This is a genomic window from Phocaeicola abscessus CCUG 55929, from assembly GCF_000312445.1.
Lineage (GTDB): Bacteria > Bacteroidota > Bacteroidia > Bacteroidales > Bacteroidaceae > Phocaeicola > Phocaeicola abscessus.
The window spans coordinates 281456-299557 of record NZ_HE997183.1 but is presented as its reverse complement, the minus strand read 5'-3'; the positions used below and the strand labels follow the sequence as shown (position 1 = coordinate 299557).

At 47.5% G+C, this 18102-nt stretch carries 18 protein-coding genes; 4 read left to right on the top strand and 14 right to left on the bottom strand.

What is annotated here, in order from left to right; translation table 11 throughout:
• Window position 1: 1 nt before the first annotated feature.
• The 3 genes from rplI to rpsF are packed head-to-tail and all read right to left on the bottom strand — an operon-like array spanning window position 2 to window position 1079.
• Window positions 2-448, bottom strand: coding sequence for a 50S ribosomal protein L9 (gene rplI, locus BN102_RS05290; RefSeq protein WP_019208059.1), 447 nt, complete (start codon window positions 446-448; stop codon window positions 2-4).
• A 17-nt stretch (window positions 449-465) separates the two neighbouring features.
• Window positions 466-735 (bottom strand): 30S ribosomal protein S18, encoded by a 270-nt coding sequence (rpsR, locus tag BN102_RS05285; protein ID WP_019208058.1) that lies wholly within the window; start codon window positions 733-735, stop codon window positions 466-468.
• Between the two features lie 2 nt (window positions 736-737).
• Entirely contained in the window at window positions 738-1079 is a 342-nt protein-coding gene (gene rpsF, locus BN102_RS05280) for a 30S ribosomal protein S6 (protein ID WP_019208057.1), read from the bottom strand.
• A 265-nt stretch (window positions 1080-1344) separates the two neighbouring features.
• Between rpsF and BN102_RS05270 the strand changes: the two genes are divergently transcribed.
• A complete protein-coding gene (locus BN102_RS05270; RefSeq protein WP_019208055.1) occupies window positions 1345-1527 on the top strand; it encodes a hypothetical protein in 183 nt (60 codons plus the stop codon).
• A 69-nt stretch (window positions 1528-1596) separates the two neighbouring features.
• On the opposite strand, the gene rprY is transcribed toward BN102_RS05270, so the two are convergent.
• From rprY to BN102_RS05255, 3 genes are all read right to left on the bottom strand, one after another.
• Window positions 1597-2295 carry a response regulator transcription factor RprY gene (rprY, locus tag BN102_RS05265; RefSeq protein WP_021311438.1) on the bottom strand — a complete coding sequence of 233 codons (699 nt, stop codon included), beginning with the start codon at window positions 2293-2295 and terminating at the stop codon, window positions 1597-1599.
• Between the two features lies 1 nt (window position 2296).
• Entirely contained in the window at window positions 2297-3850 is a 1554-nt protein-coding gene (locus tag BN102_RS05260) for a sensor histidine kinase (protein ID WP_035455977.1), read from the bottom strand.
• A gap of 172 nt (window positions 3851-4022) precedes the next feature.
• Entirely contained in the window at window positions 4023-6182 is a 2160-nt protein-coding gene (locus tag BN102_RS05255) for an elongation factor G2 (RefSeq protein WP_019208052.1), read from the bottom strand.
• A 276-nt stretch (window positions 6183-6458) separates the two neighbouring features.
• Here BN102_RS05255 and hemW point away from each other — a divergent pair, with 276 nt between their 5' ends.
• The 3 genes from hemW (at window position 6459) to BN102_RS05240 (ending at window position 9345) form a co-directional block, all read left to right on the top strand.
• A complete protein-coding gene (gene hemW, locus BN102_RS05250; RefSeq protein ID WP_019208051.1) occupies window positions 6459-7592 on the top strand; it encodes a radical SAM family heme chaperone HemW in 1134 nt (377 codons plus the stop codon).
• A gap of 92 nt (window positions 7593-7684) precedes the next feature.
• On the top strand, window positions 7685-8053 hold the full coding sequence (locus tag BN102_RS05245) for a BlaI/MecI/CopY family transcriptional regulator (RefSeq protein WP_019208050.1): 369 nt from the start codon (window positions 7685-7687) through the stop codon (window positions 8051-8053).
• Window positions 8054-8058: 5 nt separating this feature from the next.
• The gene (locus tag BN102_RS05240) at window positions 8059-9345 is read left to right on the top strand and encodes a M56 family metallopeptidase (protein WP_036787462.1); all 1287 of its coding nucleotides are present in this window, start codon (window positions 8059-8061) and stop codon (window positions 9343-9345) included.
• 710 nt (window positions 9346-10055) lie between these two features.
• Here BN102_RS05240 and miaA read toward each other — a convergent pair.
• From miaA to BN102_RS05195, 8 genes are all read right to left on the bottom strand, one after another.
• Window positions 10056-10949, bottom strand: a complete 894-nt coding sequence (gene miaA, locus BN102_RS05230; RefSeq protein WP_035455980.1) for a tRNA (adenosine(37)-N6)-dimethylallyltransferase MiaA — start codon at window positions 10947-10949, stop codon at window positions 10056-10058.
• Between the two features lie 12 nt (window positions 10950-10961).
• Entirely contained in the window at window positions 10962-11525 is a 564-nt protein-coding gene (locus BN102_RS05225) for an IS1096 element passenger TnpR family protein (protein ID WP_019208045.1), read from the bottom strand.
• Between the two features lie 35 nt (window positions 11526-11560).
• The gene (lpxA, locus tag BN102_RS05220; RefSeq protein ID WP_019208044.1) at window positions 11561-12328 is read right to left on the bottom strand and encodes an acyl-ACP--UDP-N-acetylglucosamine O-acyltransferase; all 768 of its coding nucleotides are present in this window, start codon (window positions 12326-12328) and stop codon (window positions 11561-11563) included.
• 12 nt (window positions 12329-12340) lie between these two features.
• The gene (locus BN102_RS05215; RefSeq protein ID WP_019208043.1) at window positions 12341-13723 is read right to left on the bottom strand and encodes a bifunctional UDP-3-O-[3-hydroxymyristoyl] N-acetylglucosamine deacetylase/3-hydroxyacyl-ACP dehydratase; all 1383 of its coding nucleotides are present in this window, start codon (window positions 13721-13723) and stop codon (window positions 12341-12343) included.
• A gap of 5 nt (window positions 13724-13728) precedes the next feature.
• A complete protein-coding gene (gene lpxD, locus BN102_RS05210) occupies window positions 13729-14769 on the bottom strand; it encodes a UDP-3-O-(3-hydroxymyristoyl)glucosamine N-acyltransferase (RefSeq protein ID WP_035456017.1) in 1041 nt (346 codons plus the stop codon).
• A 162-nt stretch (window positions 14770-14931) separates the two neighbouring features.
• The gene (pyrF, locus tag BN102_RS05205) at window positions 14932-15756 is read right to left on the bottom strand and encodes an orotidine-5'-phosphate decarboxylase (RefSeq protein ID WP_036787338.1); all 825 of its coding nucleotides are present in this window, start codon (window positions 15754-15756) and stop codon (window positions 14932-14934) included.
• A 23-nt stretch (window positions 15757-15779) separates the two neighbouring features.
• A complete protein-coding gene (prfA, locus tag BN102_RS05200; protein WP_019208040.1) occupies window positions 15780-16892 on the bottom strand; it encodes a peptide chain release factor 1 in 1113 nt (370 codons plus the stop codon).
• Window positions 16889-18061 (bottom strand): AIR synthase related protein, encoded by a 1173-nt coding sequence (locus tag BN102_RS05195; protein WP_019208039.1) that lies wholly within the window; start codon window positions 18059-18061, stop codon window positions 16889-16891. The genes prfA and BN102_RS05195 overlap by 4 nt, the downstream gene beginning before the upstream one ends.
• Between the last annotated feature and the right edge of the window lie 41 nt (window positions 18062-18102).

Here is an 18102-nt window from a genome sequence, read left to right as displayed (position 1 = left end):
ATCAATCTTCTGCCACTACCTTGAACGGTATGTCTACGGTAATATCTCTGTGAAGTTTGACGTGTGCTACATAATCGCCGACTTCCTTTACCGCGTCCTTGATCACAATTTGTTTACGGTCGATCTTGTGCCCCAGCTTTTCTAATTCATCGGCAATTTGGATGTTAGATACAGAGCCGAAGATCGTACCTGTGGAGCTCACCTTTGTGGCAATGGTCAGCGCCACCTCTTTCAACTGTTCGGCTACCGCTTCGGCATCCTTTTTGATCTTTTCCAATTTGTGGGCGCGCTGTCTCAGTTCTTCTTCCAAAACTTTCTTTGCCGAAGGAGAGGCGATGACGGCTTTACCGGTAGGAATAAGATAATTGCGTCCGTAACCGGATTTTACCTTTACGATATCGTTTTTGTAGCCCAAATTAGCTACGTCTTCTTTCAGAATGATTTCCATGCTTATTCCTCCTTTTATTATTTCATCAAATCAGTCACGAATGGGAGTAACGCCAGGTGGCGCGCTCTCTTGACCGCAATGGCTATGCGACGCTGGAACTTCATCGAAGTGCCTGTAAGGCGACGCGGAAGGATCTTTCCCTGCTCGTTCAGAAATTTCTTCAGGAATTCCGGATCCTTGTAGTCGATATACTTGATGCCGTTTTTCTTGAAGCGGCAATATTTCTTTTTCTTCACATCTACCGAAGGCGGAGTTAAATATCTGATTTCCGATTGTACCTGTGCCATAATTATACCTCCTTATTTGATTTTAAACTTCTTCTCTTTACTGCGTATTCTATAGCGTATTTCTCCATACGGATGGTTAAGTAGCGGATTACTCGCTCGTCGCGGCGGTAATTGACTTCTAACTTGGCGATGGTTTCCGGTTTTGCCTGGAACTCTATCAGTTGATAGAATCCGGTGGTTTTGTTCTCGATGGGGTAGGCCAATTTCTTGAGTCCCCAATTTTCTTCGTTGATAATCTCGGCGCCTTCGGAGGTAAGAATACCTTTGAATTTTTCTACCGTCTCCTTCATCTGATCGTCAGACAAAACGGGAGTTAAAATGAAAACGGTTTCGTATTGATTCATTCTACTTTTTAATTAATTGGTGAAATAAAAATTTTTAATAGTGCCTGCAAAGGTAGTTATTTTCTTCCAATGCGCAAATCCTTATCTTGATATTTTTATCGCCTATATCCTTTTTTATTCTTTTGCGGGCAAGGCTGGGAGGCTGTCTTCGATTTTCGCAGAAAGATTGGTGACATTTTCGTTTTTTTCTTCGAATTATTTCATCGATTACAAAATATTGCTTTAATTTGTAACTCGGAATCATTATAATAAATATCATATACACATGAAAAGCTTACTTAAGAATTTAGGTTTGATTATGATTGTAATCGGTGCCCTTATATTGGTCGGCATTTTTATTACGGGCAGTTCCGCTGTTAACGATAACAGTGTTTTAGGCGGTTCTATCGCGTTGATCATCTTGGGTCTGATCGTTTACATCGTTCTCAACAGACGGATTGCTGATTGATAGAGGTAGCAGTTATAAAAGGCCTGGGATCTTGATCTCAGGCCTTTTTATCATGACGGGTATTGACATTTATTCGATTTCGGGCGTAATCAGCTTGTAGCCTTTGCCGTGAATATTGATGATTTCTACCGATTTGTCGGCACGGAGGTGCTTGCGCAGCTTGGTAATGTATACGTCCATGCTTCGGGCATTGAAATAATTGTCGTCGATCCAAATGGTTTTCAGGGCGAAGTCGCGCTGAAGGATTTCGTTTGCGTGGGCGCAAAGCAGGCCTAATAGTTCCGATTCCTTTGTGGTGAGTTTGACGCTCTCTTCTCCGAGGCTCAATAATTGTTTTTGGGTATCGAAGACGAACTGTCCGATTTTATATACGTTACGTTCTTTAGAGCGTTTCCCGCGGACGCGGCGAAAGATCGCTTCGATGCGGAATGTCAACTCTTCCATGCTGAAGGGTTTGGTGATATAGTCGTCGGCTCCTATTTTGAACCCTTCTAAAATATCTTCCTTCAGCGTTTTCGCCGTGAGGAAGATCACTGGAATTTCGGCATTAGCCTGTCGTATTTCCTGTGCCAGGGTGAAGCCGTCTTTTTTGGGCATCATCACATCCAAGATGCACAGATCGTACTTGTTCTTCAGGAATGCTTTGTATCCTGCGTCGCCATCAGGATAGAGGTCAGCCGAGTAGTTCTTTGCTTGCAGATACTCTCTCAACAACATGCCAAGATTCTCATCATCTTCGCACAATAAGATTCGTAATTTCTCGTCCATATTATTCATTTTTTAATAAAGGTATTACTATGATGAATTTTGTTCCTACTCCCAATTCGCTTTCCGTACGGATGGTTCCGTCGTGATCTTTGATAATTTTCTGAACATAGGCCAGCCCTAAGCCGAATCCTTTTACATCGTGCAGATTGCCCGTGTGAACCCGATAGAATTTATCGAATATCTTCTTCAGGTTTTCTTTCTTTACGCCGATGCCATTGTCCTGTATGGAGATATATAGCTTGTTCGATTCGTCCCATGTACGGATGTTCAGTTGCAGGTTGCGATCCGGATTGCGGTATTTGACGGCGTTGTCCAACAAATTGAATATGACATTGGTAAAATGCATCTCGTCTACGAAGATATAAGGATTCGTCGCTGCCAGATTCGTCGCAATTGCCCCGTTATATTTCTCTACCTTTAAGGTAAAGGTATTGACCACCCCTTCGATCAGTTTGTTGGCATCGAGTTCTTTCTTTTTCAGTACGGCTTTCTGACGTTCGAACATCGACATCTGCAATACTTTCTCGACTTGGAAACGCAGTCGTTTCGTCTCGTCGTTGATCACGCCTGAAATATGTTTAAACATGGCCGGCGACTTGCCTATTTCCGTATCCTGTAACATCTGTGCGGCTAACGAAATGGTCGATATCGGGGTTTTGAATTCATGCGTCATGTTGTTGATGAAATCGTTCTTTATCTCCGTCAGTTTTTTCTGTCGGAAGATGATATAGATGGTAAAGATGAAAGTGATCAATAGCACGACGGTAAAGATGATAGAGGGGATCATGAATTTCACCGATCGGAAGATGTATCTGTCCAAATCGGGGAAATGAATGTTGACGAAGCCTATTCTCGCCGGCGGGTCATTCTTGAATAGTTCTTGGGTGAACGTGTTCCGGCTGCCTTCGTTGGTATAATCCAGGCAACGATATACTTCTTGACCGTCGCGGTCGGTAACGGTGAAATGGTATAATATATCGATGCCGTTATTCAGCAATTCCGTCTTCAGGAAAGAGTCCAGCTGTCCGAAGTTGATTCGTTTGTTCAAGGGTTTATTGCTTGCCGTATACAGGATATTGTATATGACTTCGTCCAGTAGCGCCCGTTGATAGACATATCGTTCTTTCAGGATATCCTGCAACGTTTTCGAGGTCTGAGGGATATTTTTTCCCGTCGAAATGATAGCCTTCGGGATCATGGAAGGTCGGTTGGTAATGATATTGAACTCGAAAGAAGAAATGCCGCCTAAGCCGTCGTTCGTCGATACTAAATATTGACGGTGGATGGTGGTCGTATCTTTGGCTACGGAATCGTTGATGATTTTCGACAGGCGCGCCGCCCGTTCGGTCGCATCCACATCGGCTTCCAAGTATTTTTTGGTCTCAACCAATTCAATATTCTTGCAGGCCTGGGCCAAACTGCGTTTGACAGACTCTTCGAATTGTTCCTGACGCATTCTCACTATTTCCTCGATGTAGCTTACTTGTAGGTAAAGCAGTACGAGGAAAGAGAGCCCCATTACAATGCCTAATATTAAAATGGTTGATTTTTTCATGAAGCAAAGGTACCATTGTTACTTCCATTATGCTAAATTATTTCTATAAAAATCCTAATTATTTCTTGTAATTTAACGAAATAAAGTTTTTTGATTGTTAATTCGTTAATTAAACGAGGGGCTGGTTTCTTACGCCTGCCCCTCTCTGCATACAAGTCGTTGCAATTAGAACTTATTCTTCTTTCTCTTCCTGAGCTTCGAATTCTTTAATCAGATGATCCTGAATCTCGCCGGGAACGAGTTCGTAACTTGAGAATTTCATCGTAAAGGAAGCGCGTCCGCCCGTCAATGAACTTAAGGAAGTGGAATAAGACGACATTTCCTTTAACGGGACTTTCGCAACCAATTTTTGATAGCCTTTTTCGCTGCTCATACCCATAATCATGCCACGACGACCTTGCAGGTCGCCCATGACGTCTCCCATGTATTCATTTGGAACGAAGACTTCGACATCGTAAATAGGTTCCAGAATCTTCGGCCCGGCATTCTTGAAGGCATTGCTGAAAGCATGGCGACCTGCCAGCATGAATGAGATTTCGTTCGAATCGACCGGATGCATCTTGCCGTCGTAAACGATTACTCGAACGTCGCGGGCATAAGAACCGGTCAGCGGGCCCTGTTCCATACGGCTCATGATTCCCTTGAGGATGGCGGGCATGAAGCGAGAGTCGATGGCACCACCCACGACACTGTTGATGAAAATCAATTTGCCGCCCCATTCCAACGGGATTTCCTCTTTGTTTTTTACGGCAGTTTTGAACTCTTGCCCGTTGAATTTGTAGAGGGTGGGATCGGGCATGCCCTCGGCGTACGGTTCTACGATCAGGTGGACTTCGCCGAATTGCCCTGCGCCTCCCGACTGTTTCTTATGCCGGTAATCCGCTCGCGCTATTTTCGTAATCGTTTCGCGATAGGGGATGCGCGGCTCCACATATTCGGCCGAGATGCTTTCGTTATTTTCGAGACGCCATTTCAATGTGCGCAGGTGAAATTCTCCCTGCCCGTGAACGATGGTTTGACGCAGTTCTTTCGACTGTTCGACCACCCATGTCGGATCTTCTTCGCGCATCTTGTTCAGCGCCATCATCATCTTTTCCATATCCGCCTCGTTGGTCGGTTTGATTGCGCGGGAGTATTTGGAGTTGGGGTATTTGATAAAATCGAACTGGTAATTGCATCCTTTTTCATTGAGGGTATTGCCTGTCTTTACATCTTTCAGCTTGACGGTGCAACCGATGTCGCCGGCATGCAATTCGGGCACGGGGATGCGAGTGGCGCCTGCGCAGACGAACAGTTGCGCGATGCGTTCCTTCGAACTCCGATCCGTATTCTCCAAGTCGGCTCCCTCCTTGATCGTTCCGCTCATCACCTTGAAATACTGTACGCCGCCGATGTGGGGTTCGATACCCGTTTTGAAAAAGTAGAGAGAAGTCGGCCCGTTCGAGTCGGGTGCTACGGCCTCGCCTTTGGTGTTGGTTACCAGCGGCATGTCCGAAACGAAGGGAACGACGTTTCCTAAGAATTCCATCAACCGGCGGACGCCCATGTCTTTTTTGGCGCAGACGCAGAATACGGGGAACATGCCACGGCTGATCAAGCCTTTGCGGATGCCTTCGCGCAGTTCGTCTTCCGTCAGCTCTTCGGATTCGAAGAACTTCTCCATCAACGATTCGTCGTGTTCGGCGGCGGCCTCGACCAGGGTCTTATGCCATGCGGTCGCCTTCTCCATTTCCGAAGCGGGGATCTCTTCGATGATGGGAGCGCCGCCCTCCGGTTTCCACGAATATTTCTTCATCAGTAGAACGTCGATGAGTTCATGAAAATCGGGCCCTGTCTGAAGGGGATATTGAATCGGTACGATGCCGGGGCCGTAGCTTGTTTTCAGCTGTTCCAATACTTGGTCGTAGTCGCACTTATCGTTGTCTAACTGATTGACCAGGAAGATGACCGGCTTGTTCAGCCGTTCCGTATAGCGGAAATGGTTTTGCGTTCCCACCTCGGGACCGTACTGTCCGTTCAACAGCAGTACGGCGGCATCCGTTACATTCAGTGCGGTAATGGCCGCCCCAACGAAGTCGTCGCTTCCCGGACAGTCGATAATATTTAATTTCTTATTGTTCCATTCGCAATGGAAAACGGTTGAGAAGACGGAATAGCCGTATTCCTGTTCGACAGGGAAATAATCGCTGACGGTATTTTTCGATTCGACGCTTCCGCGACGTTTTATCACGCCACTCTCATAGAGCAATGCTTCTGTGAGGGTGGTCTTTCCCGATCCGTGATTGCCTAAGAGGGCAATGTTTTTGATTTCGTTCGTCTGATAAATTTTCATGATATCTATGGTTTAAATATGATTTATCGGGTATGGTTCGCATCCCGTTTAAAAAGCGGCTCGCAAATTAGGAAATAATATTTATATTCCCAACGAAACGAGTGTATTTTTAAATAGAAAGTCGTTTTGGTTCGGAAAAACCGTTATCGATCATCTGCTTTCGAACGAGAAGTGCTGTCGGTTTTGGCAGAGGCGCTATCGGTTTTGAAAAGAAAGTATGTACGGTTCTAAAAGTAGGACGGCGATTTTTATAAATTTGTCGCAAAATTGGAAACGATGGCAGGCATTTATCTACATATTCCCTTTTGTGCGCGCAGATGTACGTACTGCGACTTTTATTCGACGACGCAGCACGAAAAGAAAACGGCCTATGCGGAAGCTCTCTGTAAGGAGCTGGAGCGAAGGAAAGAGTATCTGCGCTCCGAGCCCGTCGAAACGATCTATTTCGGCGGAGGGACGCCCTCGCAATTGGACGAGGAGCAGCTCTCGCGCGTGTTGAATACTATATATAAGGTATATGCAGTGGTTCCGGATGCCGAGATAACCATCGAGTGCAATCCCGACGATTTGACGCGGGATTATGCGGCCATGCTCCGGAGGCTTCCGTTCAACCGGTTGAGCATGGGTATTCAGACTTTCGACGAGTCGATGCTGCGATGGCTTCGTCGGCGTCATACCGCTTCTCAGGCTGTCGAGGCTTATCGAACGTGCAGGGAGATCGGTTTCGAGCGTATCAGCATCGATTTGATGTACGGTTTACCTCAGGAAACGGAGGCACAATGGGCGAACGATTTGCAGCGTGCCGTCGCGTTGAGACCGGAACATCTTTCGGCCTATCATCTGATTTATGAGCAAGGGACTCCGCTGTGGAAACTTCGGGAACGGTGCCGGGCGGAAGAAATTCCGGAGGAACTCAGCGTGAGGCTCTTCGAAATGCTCTTGGATCGATTGGGTGAGGCTGGATATGAGCATTACGAAATCTCCAATTTCTGTCTTCCGGGCTATGAATCGCGGCATAATTCGGGTTATTGGACGGGCGAGCATTACCTTGGTTGCGGCGCGGCGGCTCATTCCTTCGACGGCATTTCGCGCCAGTGGAATGTGGCTTCCATTGACGCCTATATAAAGGGGACGGAGGAGGGAGAGCTGAACTTCGAACGCGAAGCACTCGACCTCTGTACCCGCTATAACGATTATGTCGTTACCGCCCTCCGAACCCGATGGGGAATGGATCTGAAACGATTGCGCGAAACCTTCGGAGAGGCGCTTTACCGGTACTGCCTGGAAATGGCCGAGCCTCATATCGGGCGACAGGTATTGGCCGTTACGGACGGCGCGCTGCATCTTACCCGCGATGGGCTCTTCGTTTCCGACGGGATTATGAGCGATTTGCTGTGGATGAAGGTTTGACCGGAATAATTACCTTTTATAGTTTATTAACTAAAATAATTAGTGATATAACTAAAACTTATAGTTTATTTGTGGCAGAAATAGATGTCACCATGAAATCGTTAACAGCAAAAGAAGAGGAGGCAATGAACTTTTTTTGGGAGAAAGGTTCGATGTTCGTAAAGGATCTGCTCGAGTGGTATCCCGATCCGAAGCCCCACGTGAATACGGTTTCTACCGTTGTTCGCGGATTGGACGAGAAAGGATTCCTGACGCATAAAACGTATGGCAATACCTACTTGTACGAAGTAGCTATCACGCGGGACGAGTTCCAGAAAGGTACGTTGAAGAACGTGATTCTCAAGTACTTCAATAATTCGTATCTGGGGGCCGTCTCGTCCCTGGTCAAGGAGGAAGCGCTTTCGATAGACGATTTGAAACGGTTGATACGGGAAGTGGAAGAGTCGAACGGAGAAAAGTGACGGCTATGGGAGCATTTTTCGTATACATACTGAAAGCGGCAGTCTGTCTGGCGGCGTTTTATTTGTTTTACAAGCTGTTATTGAGCAGGGAAACCTTCCATCGGTTCAACCGTTTCGCCTTGTTGGGCATCGTTGCGGTGTCGTTTATCGTGCCTTGTGTCGAGTTGACCGCCCATTATTCCACCGAGATAAGCCGTTCGTTCACTTCCTTGGAAAGGTTTATGGAGTATTCGTCCGTGGACGTAGAGGCGGCAGCAGCTGCGGTGCCGGCTTTCCGCCGGCAGGGTCTGATATTGTCCGTGTATGTGCTGGGAGCGCTCTTTTTCGCCGTTCGGCAAGGCTGGTCCATGCATCGGATGTATCGTCTGCTGCATCGGGGCGCGTGCGTGAGAGGGGAAGACGGCGTGAAGATCCTCGTTTATGAGGGAGAAATAGCTCCTTTCAGCTGGATGAATTACATGGTCGTTTCGAGGAGAGATTACGAAGAGCATGCACCGGCCATTCTGGCTCATGAGAAGGCGCACATTCGCAAGAAGCATTCTTATGATATCCTGTTTGTCGATATCTGCATGATACTGCAATGGTTCAATCCGGCGATATGGCTGTTGAAACGGGAATTGCAGAACATTCACGAGTACGAAGCGGACGAAGCGGTGCTCAAACGGGGAATCGACGCCAAGAATTATCAGTTGTTATTAATAAAAAAAGCTGTTGGCACACGGCTCTATTCGATGGCCAACAGCTTCAATCACAGTTCACTTAAAAAACGAATTACTATGATGTGTAAAAAAAGATCGAACGCGTGGGCGCGACTGAAGTACGTGTATGTACTTCCGTTGGCAGCAATTGCTGTCGCTGCTTTTGCCCGCCCGGAAGTTTCGTCCGAGTTGAATGAAATTTCCAGCAGCAAAGTTATGGAATTATCCGAGTTTGTCCAAACGGAAAGTGCTAAAATTGTCGAAGCGAAGAAAGATACCGACGTGGTCTTTCAGGTAGTGGAAGAGATGCCCGAATTTCCCGGAGGTATGGAAGAGCTCTTCAAGTTCATGTCAACGAATCTCAAGTATCCCGTGTCGGCCCAAAAAGCCCGCAAACAGGGACGTGTCGTTATACAGTGCACCGTGGAAAAAGACGGCAGCCTTTCGGAGGTGAAGGTAGTCCGCAGCGTGGATCCGGACTTGGATGCCGAAGCGGTGCGGGTGGTCTCCGCCATGCCGAAGTGGAAGCCCGGCCGACAACGGGGACAGGTCGTCAGGGTGAAATATGCGTTGCCCGTGATTTTTAAATTGTAATGAAAAAACGGATGAGACGGGATAATCCGTATTCTCTTGAATTTTAGCGCAGGAACCGAACGGGGACCTGTCGAAAAGGCGTCTCCGTTTAACTTTCGGTACGTCTGAGAATGCCGAAAGTAAAAAGCCCCTGCCGTCTACGTTCCGGACCTCGCCGGACACGTCGGATAACCCGTCGTCTACGTTCCGGACCCCGCCGTCTACGTCCCGGACCTCGCCGGACACGTCGGATAACCTCAAATTTGACGTTCCGGACCCTGCCGGATACGTGGGATAACCTCGAATTTGACGTTCCGAACGTATCCGGATAGGTTGTACAACCTATCCGACGGGATAAACAACCTCGCCGACGGGATTCGGGACGTATCCAGCTACGTTCCGGACCCCGCCGTCTACGTTCCGGACCCCGCCGTCTACGTTCCGGACCTCGCCGGATACGTGGGATAACCTCAAATTTGACGTTCCGGACCTCGCCGGATATGTGGGATAACCTCGAATTTGACGTTCCGAACGTATCCGGATAGGTTGTACAACCTATCCGACGGGATAAACAACCTCGCCGACGGGGTTCGGGACGTATCCGGCTACGTTGCGGACGTATCCAGCTACGTTATGGGACGTATCCAGACACGTTGTGGGACGTATCCGGCTACGTTATGGGACGTATCCGGATCGGCTTTATTCTTCGTTGGAAATGAGACCGAAGTTTTTCAAGGAGAAGAAAAATAGTCTGTTATTTCTTTTTGCTGATCGGGGTGAAACCAGCGTATATGGGCGTCCCGCTTAAGCCAGGTCATTTGTTTTTTGGCGTAGATGCGGGTATTTCGTTTCATTTTTTCAATGGCGGTTTCCCAGGTCCAGGTACCGTCCAAATAGGCGAAGAGTTCTTTATAACCAACGGTATTCAGGGAATTCAGGTCTTTATAAGGATACATCCGACGGACTTCGTTCAACAGTCCTTGGGCGATCATTCGGTCGACCCGTCGATGGATGCGTTCGAACAATTCCCCCCGTTCTCTTTCGAGGCCTGCTTTTATAATGCGGAAAGGGCGTTGTTTGGTGGCGCCGGTGAGAAAGGAGGAATATGGCCTGCCCGTCATGTAGCAGATTTCCAGGGCATGAATCACCCGTTTCGGATTTTTCCGATCTACTCTTTCGTAATGGATGGGATCGAGAAGTTTCAATGTCTCGCAAAGTTTCTCGAGCCCTTCTTGCTGGTATTTCTTCGTCATCATCCGGCGGGTATCCCCGTCTACCGAGGGTATTTCGTCGATACCTTTGCAAACGGCATCGATATACATCATGGAGCCTCCCGTGAGCAGCACCGTATCTTTCGTTTGAAAGAGCCTTTCGAGCAATTGCAGCACCTCTTCTTCGTATCGGGCGGCGCTGTAATAGTCGGTCAATTCCAATGTACCGACGAAATGGTGCTTTATGCTCGCTAATTGTTCTGCGGTGGGTGCAGCCGTTCCGATCTTCAACTCCTTATAAATCTGTCGGGAATCGGCAGCGATAATCTCGGTCTGAAAATGTTCGGCGAGGGCGAGGCTCAGTTCGGTCTTTCCCACCGCCGTAGGTCCGGTAAGAACAATGAGTTTTTTTATTTTTTGTCTCTTTTAATAGTCGGAATTGGTATATGGATTTCCCTCGCTGATATCGAAGCTTTCCATATCGATATCGTCCTCGTTGAATTCTCTGTCTCCGTAAAGTTCTTCATCCAAATCGTCTCGTATCTGGCTATCGGTCAGGGTTTTGGCCATGATCTCGTCAAAGTCGACGGTCTGTTTCGGAGCATGTCCTTCTTTCCGTGAGCAGACGGGTTTACGCAATGCTTTTCCCGTAATGATTTCCGTCAGTTCTATAAACAGCGAACGATCGGTCAGCGGATCGAATACGTAAATCAGCTTCTGTTTTTCGTCTTCCACCAAGTCGCTGATTTTCGTGTGTTTCATGAGGAAGATGTCTTCATCCCAACCGTGTCCCATATCTTCCAACGTGATTTCTTCCCGTTTTTCCCAATCGTCTTCACAGATGAAGAATGAAGTCAGTTGGTCGTCTTTGTAATCACAGGCTTTCTGTATGGCTTTGTGGAAGTCATAGAAAGTAGCGTCAGCATCTATTTGGATTATTCTGACGAAGTTATCTGTTTCGTCGGAGAGGATTGTAAATTTGTAAATCATACTTTTATGATTAATAGATCGGATACTGTAGCCATTTATTTGATGATGCCTCTTTCGGATTTTTCAATGAACGAGATGATATAGTCGATTTCCGGACTCATCGGTATTTCCCGTCGCACTTCATGCAGGGCGTCGGAGACGTTCATGCCGCTTTGATAGATAAGGCGATAGGCGTTGTGGATGTTCTCGATCAGTTCGTTCGAAAATCTATGACGGCGCAAGCCTATGAGGTTGATGCCGGAATACTCGATGGGTTCTCTTCCGGCGATGATGTAGGGAGGGATGTCTTTGCTGAAACGACATCCGCCCTGTATCATGACAAAACTGCCGATATGGCAGAATTGATGCATCAGCACATTGGCGCTGACAATGGCGTCGTCATCGATAACGACTTCCCCGCCCATCTTGGTGGAATTTCCGATAATGCATCGGTTTCCGACGATCACGTCATGTGCTACGTGAACGCTTTCCATCAACAGATTGTCGTTGCCGACGATAGTTCGACCTTTCGCCGATGTGCCGCGATTGATCGTGACGTTCTCACGGATCCGGTTATTGTTCCCGATTTCGGCCGTCGTCTCTTCCCCGTGAAATTTTAAATCTTGGGGGATGGCGCTGACGACCGTTCCGGGGAAAATGACGTTTCCGTTTCCGATACGGGCGCCGTAAAGGATATTTACGTTAGACATGATGACGTTGTCGTCACCGATGACTACATTTTTGTCTATAAAAGTAAACGGACCAATTTCCACATTTTGTCCGATTTTCGCTTCTGGATCGATATAAGCTAAAGGGCTGATCATCGTTTTTTAAATTTATTTTTTAGTAATTTGGGCTGTGAATGTCGCTTCACAAACAATTTTTTCTCCCACGAATCCGTAACCTTTCATGGAGGAGATGCCATGCCGGATGGGAGCCAGTAACTCCACGCGGAAAATGAGGGTATCGCCGGGAATGACTTTCTGTCGAAACTTGACTTCGTCGATCTTTAGAAAGTAAGTGGAATATCGTTCCGGTTCGTCCAACGAATTTAAAACCAATACGCCGCCGCATTGAGCCATCGCTTCGATCTGCAGTACGCCCGGCATAACCGGTTCGGTAGGGAAGTGCCCTTGGAAAAACGGTTCGTTGGACGTCACGTTCTTCACGCCGACAATATAATTGGCTCCCATCGCGATGATCTTATCGATCAACTGGAACGGATAGCGGTGAGGAAGCAACTGGCGGATGCGATTGACATCCATGAGCGGCGTTTCGTTGCAATTGTAGTTAGGCGCTTGAATCTCGTGGAGGCGGATTTCTTTTCTCATCCGGCGGGCGAACTGATTGTTGATGGTATGTCCGGGACGGGTTGCGATGATCCGGCCGATAATGGGTTTTCCGATCAACGCCATGTCGCCGATGATATCCAGCAGTTTATGGCGGGCGGGTTCGTTATCCCAAACGAGGGGTTTGTTGTTGATATACCCTAGTTTCGTCGCATCCTTATGAGGGACTCCCATCACGTCGGCCAATTTGTCGTAGTTGGCCTGCGTCATTTCACGTTCGTAGATGACGATGGCGTTGTCCAAATCTCCGCCCTTGATGAGGCCGGCATTCAACAGCGGTTCGATTTCACGGACGAATACGAATGTCCTGGCGGCGGCGATTTCAGTGGCGAATTTTCTCATATCCTCCAAGGTGGCGAACTGATTGGACAGGATGCCTGAATCGTACGAGATCAATGCGTTGATGCTGAAACTGTCGTCGGGTAAGACAATGATCGACGAACCTTTTTCTTCGTCTCGAAACTCAATCTTCGATTTGATAATATAGAAGTCCTTGATGGCTCTTTGTTCTTCTAAGCCGACGCGGTTGATATGTTCGATGAAATATTTTGCGCTACCGTCTAAAATGGGGAATTCCGGACCGTTTACCTGAATGAGGCAGTTGTCTACGCCGGAAGCGTATAAAGCCGCCATGGCGTGTTCGATAGTGCTTACTTTAACTCCGTTTTTTTCTAAGACGGTGCCGCGCGTGGTATCCACTACGTTCTCGGCTACCGCATCTATAAGGGGTTGGCCGTCGAGGTCGATTCGCTGGATTTTATATCCGTGGTTGTCCGCTGCCGGATTGAATGTCACCGTCAAGTTCACTCCTGTATGAAGACCTTTTCCGTTGAGAGAGAAGCTTCCTTTTAACGTTTGCTGTTTCAACATCGGGTTTACTTGTTTATTTGCTGTTTTAGTCGTTCTATTTCTTTTTTCAGATCCTTGATTTCCTTTGCCGTTTCAGGAAGATGTTTAAAGTAGATGAATGATTTTACAAAGTTTTTCGAGTCGATGGCGGGAGAACCGATAATCGTTTCTCCGGATTTTACGTTGCCGGTAATGCCGGCTTGTGCACCGCATTTGACTTTGTCTCCTATTTGAATATGGCCGGCTATGCCGACTTGGCCTCCGAACATGCACCACTCTCCGATTTGGGTCGAGCCGGCGATGCCTCCTTGCGCTGCCATCACCGTATTACGGCCGATTTCTACGTTATGGGCGACTTGTATTAAATTGTCTAACTTGGCACCTTGATGAATGATCGTAGCTCCCATGGTGGAACGGTCCACACAGGTGTTGGCCCCGATCTCGACATCGTCCTCGATCAAGGCTATACCTATTTGCGGAATCTTATCGTATCCGTTTTCATTGGGTGCGAATCCGAAGCCGTCCGCACCGATCACGCATCCGGCGTGCAGAATGCAATTGTTTCCTATGCGGCAGTCGTGATAAACGGTTACGTTGGGATACAAAATGGTATTGTTGCCTATGAGGACATGTTCACAGATGGTGACATGAGGGTATACGAGCGTGTTATCTCCGATTTCGGCATATTCTCCGACGGATGCAAAGGGGCCAATGTAGACATCTTTTCCGATCTTCGCCGTAGCGGCAATCGACGCCAGGGGATCGATACCCTTGAGCTTAGGTTTACTCGACTCATAGAGGTTCAGCAATTGTGCTAAACCTTCGTAGGCGTTTTGTACTTTTATCAATGTCGTATGAATCGGCTGTTCGGGCTCAAAGTCTTTGTTGACCAGTACGATGCTTGATTTGGTCTGGTAAATGTAGTGCGTATACTTTGGGTTGGATAAAAAAGATAATGCGCCGGGGATACCTTCTTCTATTTTGGTAAAGGTATGGACCTTTGCATTTTCGTCGCCGATAATAGTTCCTCGAAGATAGGTGGCAATTTGTTTGGCTGTAAACTCCATCATTACGTGAATACTTTAAAATCTCAATCGTATTTGTCTATGCGATAAGACATCATACGTGAATTATGCAAAATAAGTTCTTTTTTTTTATATTACGGTAAGAATCATCAATTATTTAAGCTATTACATCCTTTTATAACGAATTATCCGACGTTTCGACGGTCATACAAGGCGCTTTAATTGTCGCGCCATCTGGGCTTGCACTTCTTTTGCGGCCATGTTTGCCGCTTGGGCGAAGCGAGGAGATCGATCCGCATAGATGATAGCTCTGCTCGAATTGACGATCAATCCGCATTGCTTGTTCATGCCGTAGTGACAAACCTCTTCCAAAGACCCGCCTTGGGCGCCGATTCCCGGAACCAAGAGAAAATGATTGGGAATAATTCGGCGAACGGCTTCAAAAGCACGACCTTGCGTGGCGCCGACCACATACATCATATTCTCGTCACTGCCCCAAGCTTGCGATTTACGCAGTACCTTTTCGAAAAGGTATTCTCCGTTTTTGTCCGCTGTAAGCTGGAAATCGTGCGAACCTTTATTGCTCGTTAAGGCCAACAGGATAACCCATTTCCCCGGATAGGTCAGAAAGGGAGAAACGCTATCTTCGCCCATATAGGGGGCTACGGTCACGGCGTCGATATTCATCTCTTCGAAGAAGCTCTGCGCATACCTGGCGGAAGTATTTCCTATATCTCCGCGTTTGGCATCGGCGATGATGAAATGGGTAGGATATTTATCTTTCAGATAACGGATCGTCTTTTCGAAAGAGATCCACCCTGTTATTCCCCTGCATTCATAAAAAGCCAAATTCGGTTTGTATGCAAGGCAATAGGCTGCCGTTGCATCGATGATTTCTCTGTTGAATGTAAAAACGGGATCCTCATCCTTTAACAAATTTGCAGGGATCTTTTGCATGTCCGTGTCTAATCCGATGCAAAGAAAAGACTCCTTGCGCACGATGTTTTCGTATAACTCTTGTCTGTTCACGGCTCTTTATTTTTATTCTCGCATTAAAGTTCGCTCTCTTTCATCCGTTCCGTATTTTCTGCGACGATTAAACGATCGATGCAATCTTGTATTTCTCCGTCCATGAAAGCATTCAAATGATAGATCGTATAATTGATACGATGATCGGTGACTCTGCCTTGCGGATAATTGTAAGTTCTGATTTTGGCAGATCGGTCGCCTGTAGAAACCATGGTCTTGCGCTTGTTGGCAATATCGTCTATGTATTTTTGATGTTCTCTGTCGTAGATGAGCGTACGCAGTCTGGACAGAGCCCGTTCTTTATTCTTCGGCTGATCGCGCGTCTCGGTACATTCTATTAAGATTTCTTCTACAGTGCCCGTATGGGGATTTTTCCAATTATAGCGCAGGCGTACGCCCGATTCGACTTTGTTCACGTTCTGTCCGCCGGCACCGCCGCTTCGGAAGGTGTCCCAATGTATCTCGCCTTCATTGATAGAGACTTCGAATGGTTCGGCCTCCGGGAGCACGGCCACGGAGGCGGCAGAGGTATGTACCCGCCCCTGTGTTTCGGTCGTAGGGACTCGCTGGACGCGATGCACTCCTGATTCGTACTTTAATGTCCCGTAAACCTTATCTCCGGCGACGGAACAGATGATTTCCTTATAGCCTCCTGCAGCTCCTTCGTTCGCATTGGATATTTCCAACTTCCAGCCTTTCGTTTCGGCATACTTGGCATACATGCGGAACAAATCTCCCGCAAAGAGGGCAGCTTCGTCTCCGCCTGTGCCTGCACGGATTTCGAGGATGGCATTCCGCTCGTCGGTGGGATCTGCAGGGATCAGTTGCAGTTTGATTTCTTCTTCGAGTTGCGGAATACGTTCTTCGCACGTAGCTAACTCGTCGCGTGCTATTTCTTTCATTTCCGGATCTTGTTCTTCAATAAGGATTTGTTTGGCTTCGTTCCATTCTTCGAGACAGTGGATGTATGCTTCTCTCATTTTCATCAGTTTGTCCAAATCCTTGTACTCTTTCGTTAATTTCACATAGCGCGGCTGATTTGCGATGACCGACGAATCCGTAATCAGTGTGGATACTTCTTCGTAACGGGGAAGTAATCCGTTCAGTTTCTCGAGTATGTTCTTGTCGGTTGTCATGGATAGTGGAATTCTCCAAATTCGCTTTTGATAATTAGTTCTTTCCGTTTGCTCTCTTCGATCCGACCGACCACTCGCGCATCGATACGGAAAGAGTTGCTGATTTCGATAACCTTTTCCGCGTAGTCGGGCGAAAGAAACACTTCTAACCGATGCCCCATATTATAGACCTGGTACATTTCGGACCAATCGGTTCCGCTTTGTTCTCGGATCGTCTTGAACAATGGGGGAAGAGGAAAAAGGTTGTCCTTGATTACTTTGCAGTTTTCTCCTACGAAGTGCATGACTTTGGTCTGGGCACCTCCCGAACAATGCACCATTCCGTGAATCTGCGGACGAAGTTCGGTCAATAGTTTCTTGACTACAGGAGCGTAGGTACGAGTGGGAGAGAGCATCAATTTTCCCGCGTTCAGAGGGCTGTCTTCCACTTCGTCGGTGAGTTTCAGTTTGCCGCAGTAAACCAATTCTTCCGGAACGGCGCTATCGTATGTTTCCGGATATTTTCGGGCGATATATTGGGCAAATACGTCGTGTCGGGCGGAGGTTAATCCGTTACTCCCCATTCCGCCGTTGTATGCGCTTTCATACGAGGCTTGTCCGAACGAAGCCAATCCCACGATCACATCTCCTGGACGTATATGGGCATTGTCGATGACCTCGTTCCGTTTCATGCGGCAGGCGACGGTAGAATCCACGATGATGGTCCGCACCAGATCCCCCACGTCGGCCGTTTCGCCTCCTGTTGTGTATACGCCGATACCCCATTTCCGCAGTTCGGCCGCTAATTCGTCGGTGCCGTTTATGATCGCAGCGATCACTTCTCCGGGAATGAGCATTTTGTTCCGTCCGATCGTAGAAGAGACCAGTATGTTGTCGACGGCTCCGACACAGATCAAATCGTCGATATTCATGATCAGCGCATCTTGTGCGATGCCTTTCCATACGCTCAGGTCGCCGGTTTCTCGCCAATATGCATAAGCTAATGCCGACTTCGTTCCGGCTCCGTCGGCGTGCATCACATTACAATACGCTGGGTCGTCGCCTAAGATATCCGGTATGATTTTGCAAAAGGCGTTGGGGAAAATGCCTTTATCTATCTTTTCGATAGCCTGATGCACATCTTTTTTCGAGGCGGACACCCCCCGTCGCATGTATCGTTGGTTACTCATGAGCGTAAATATATCTTTAGGACGCAAAGTTAATCATATTT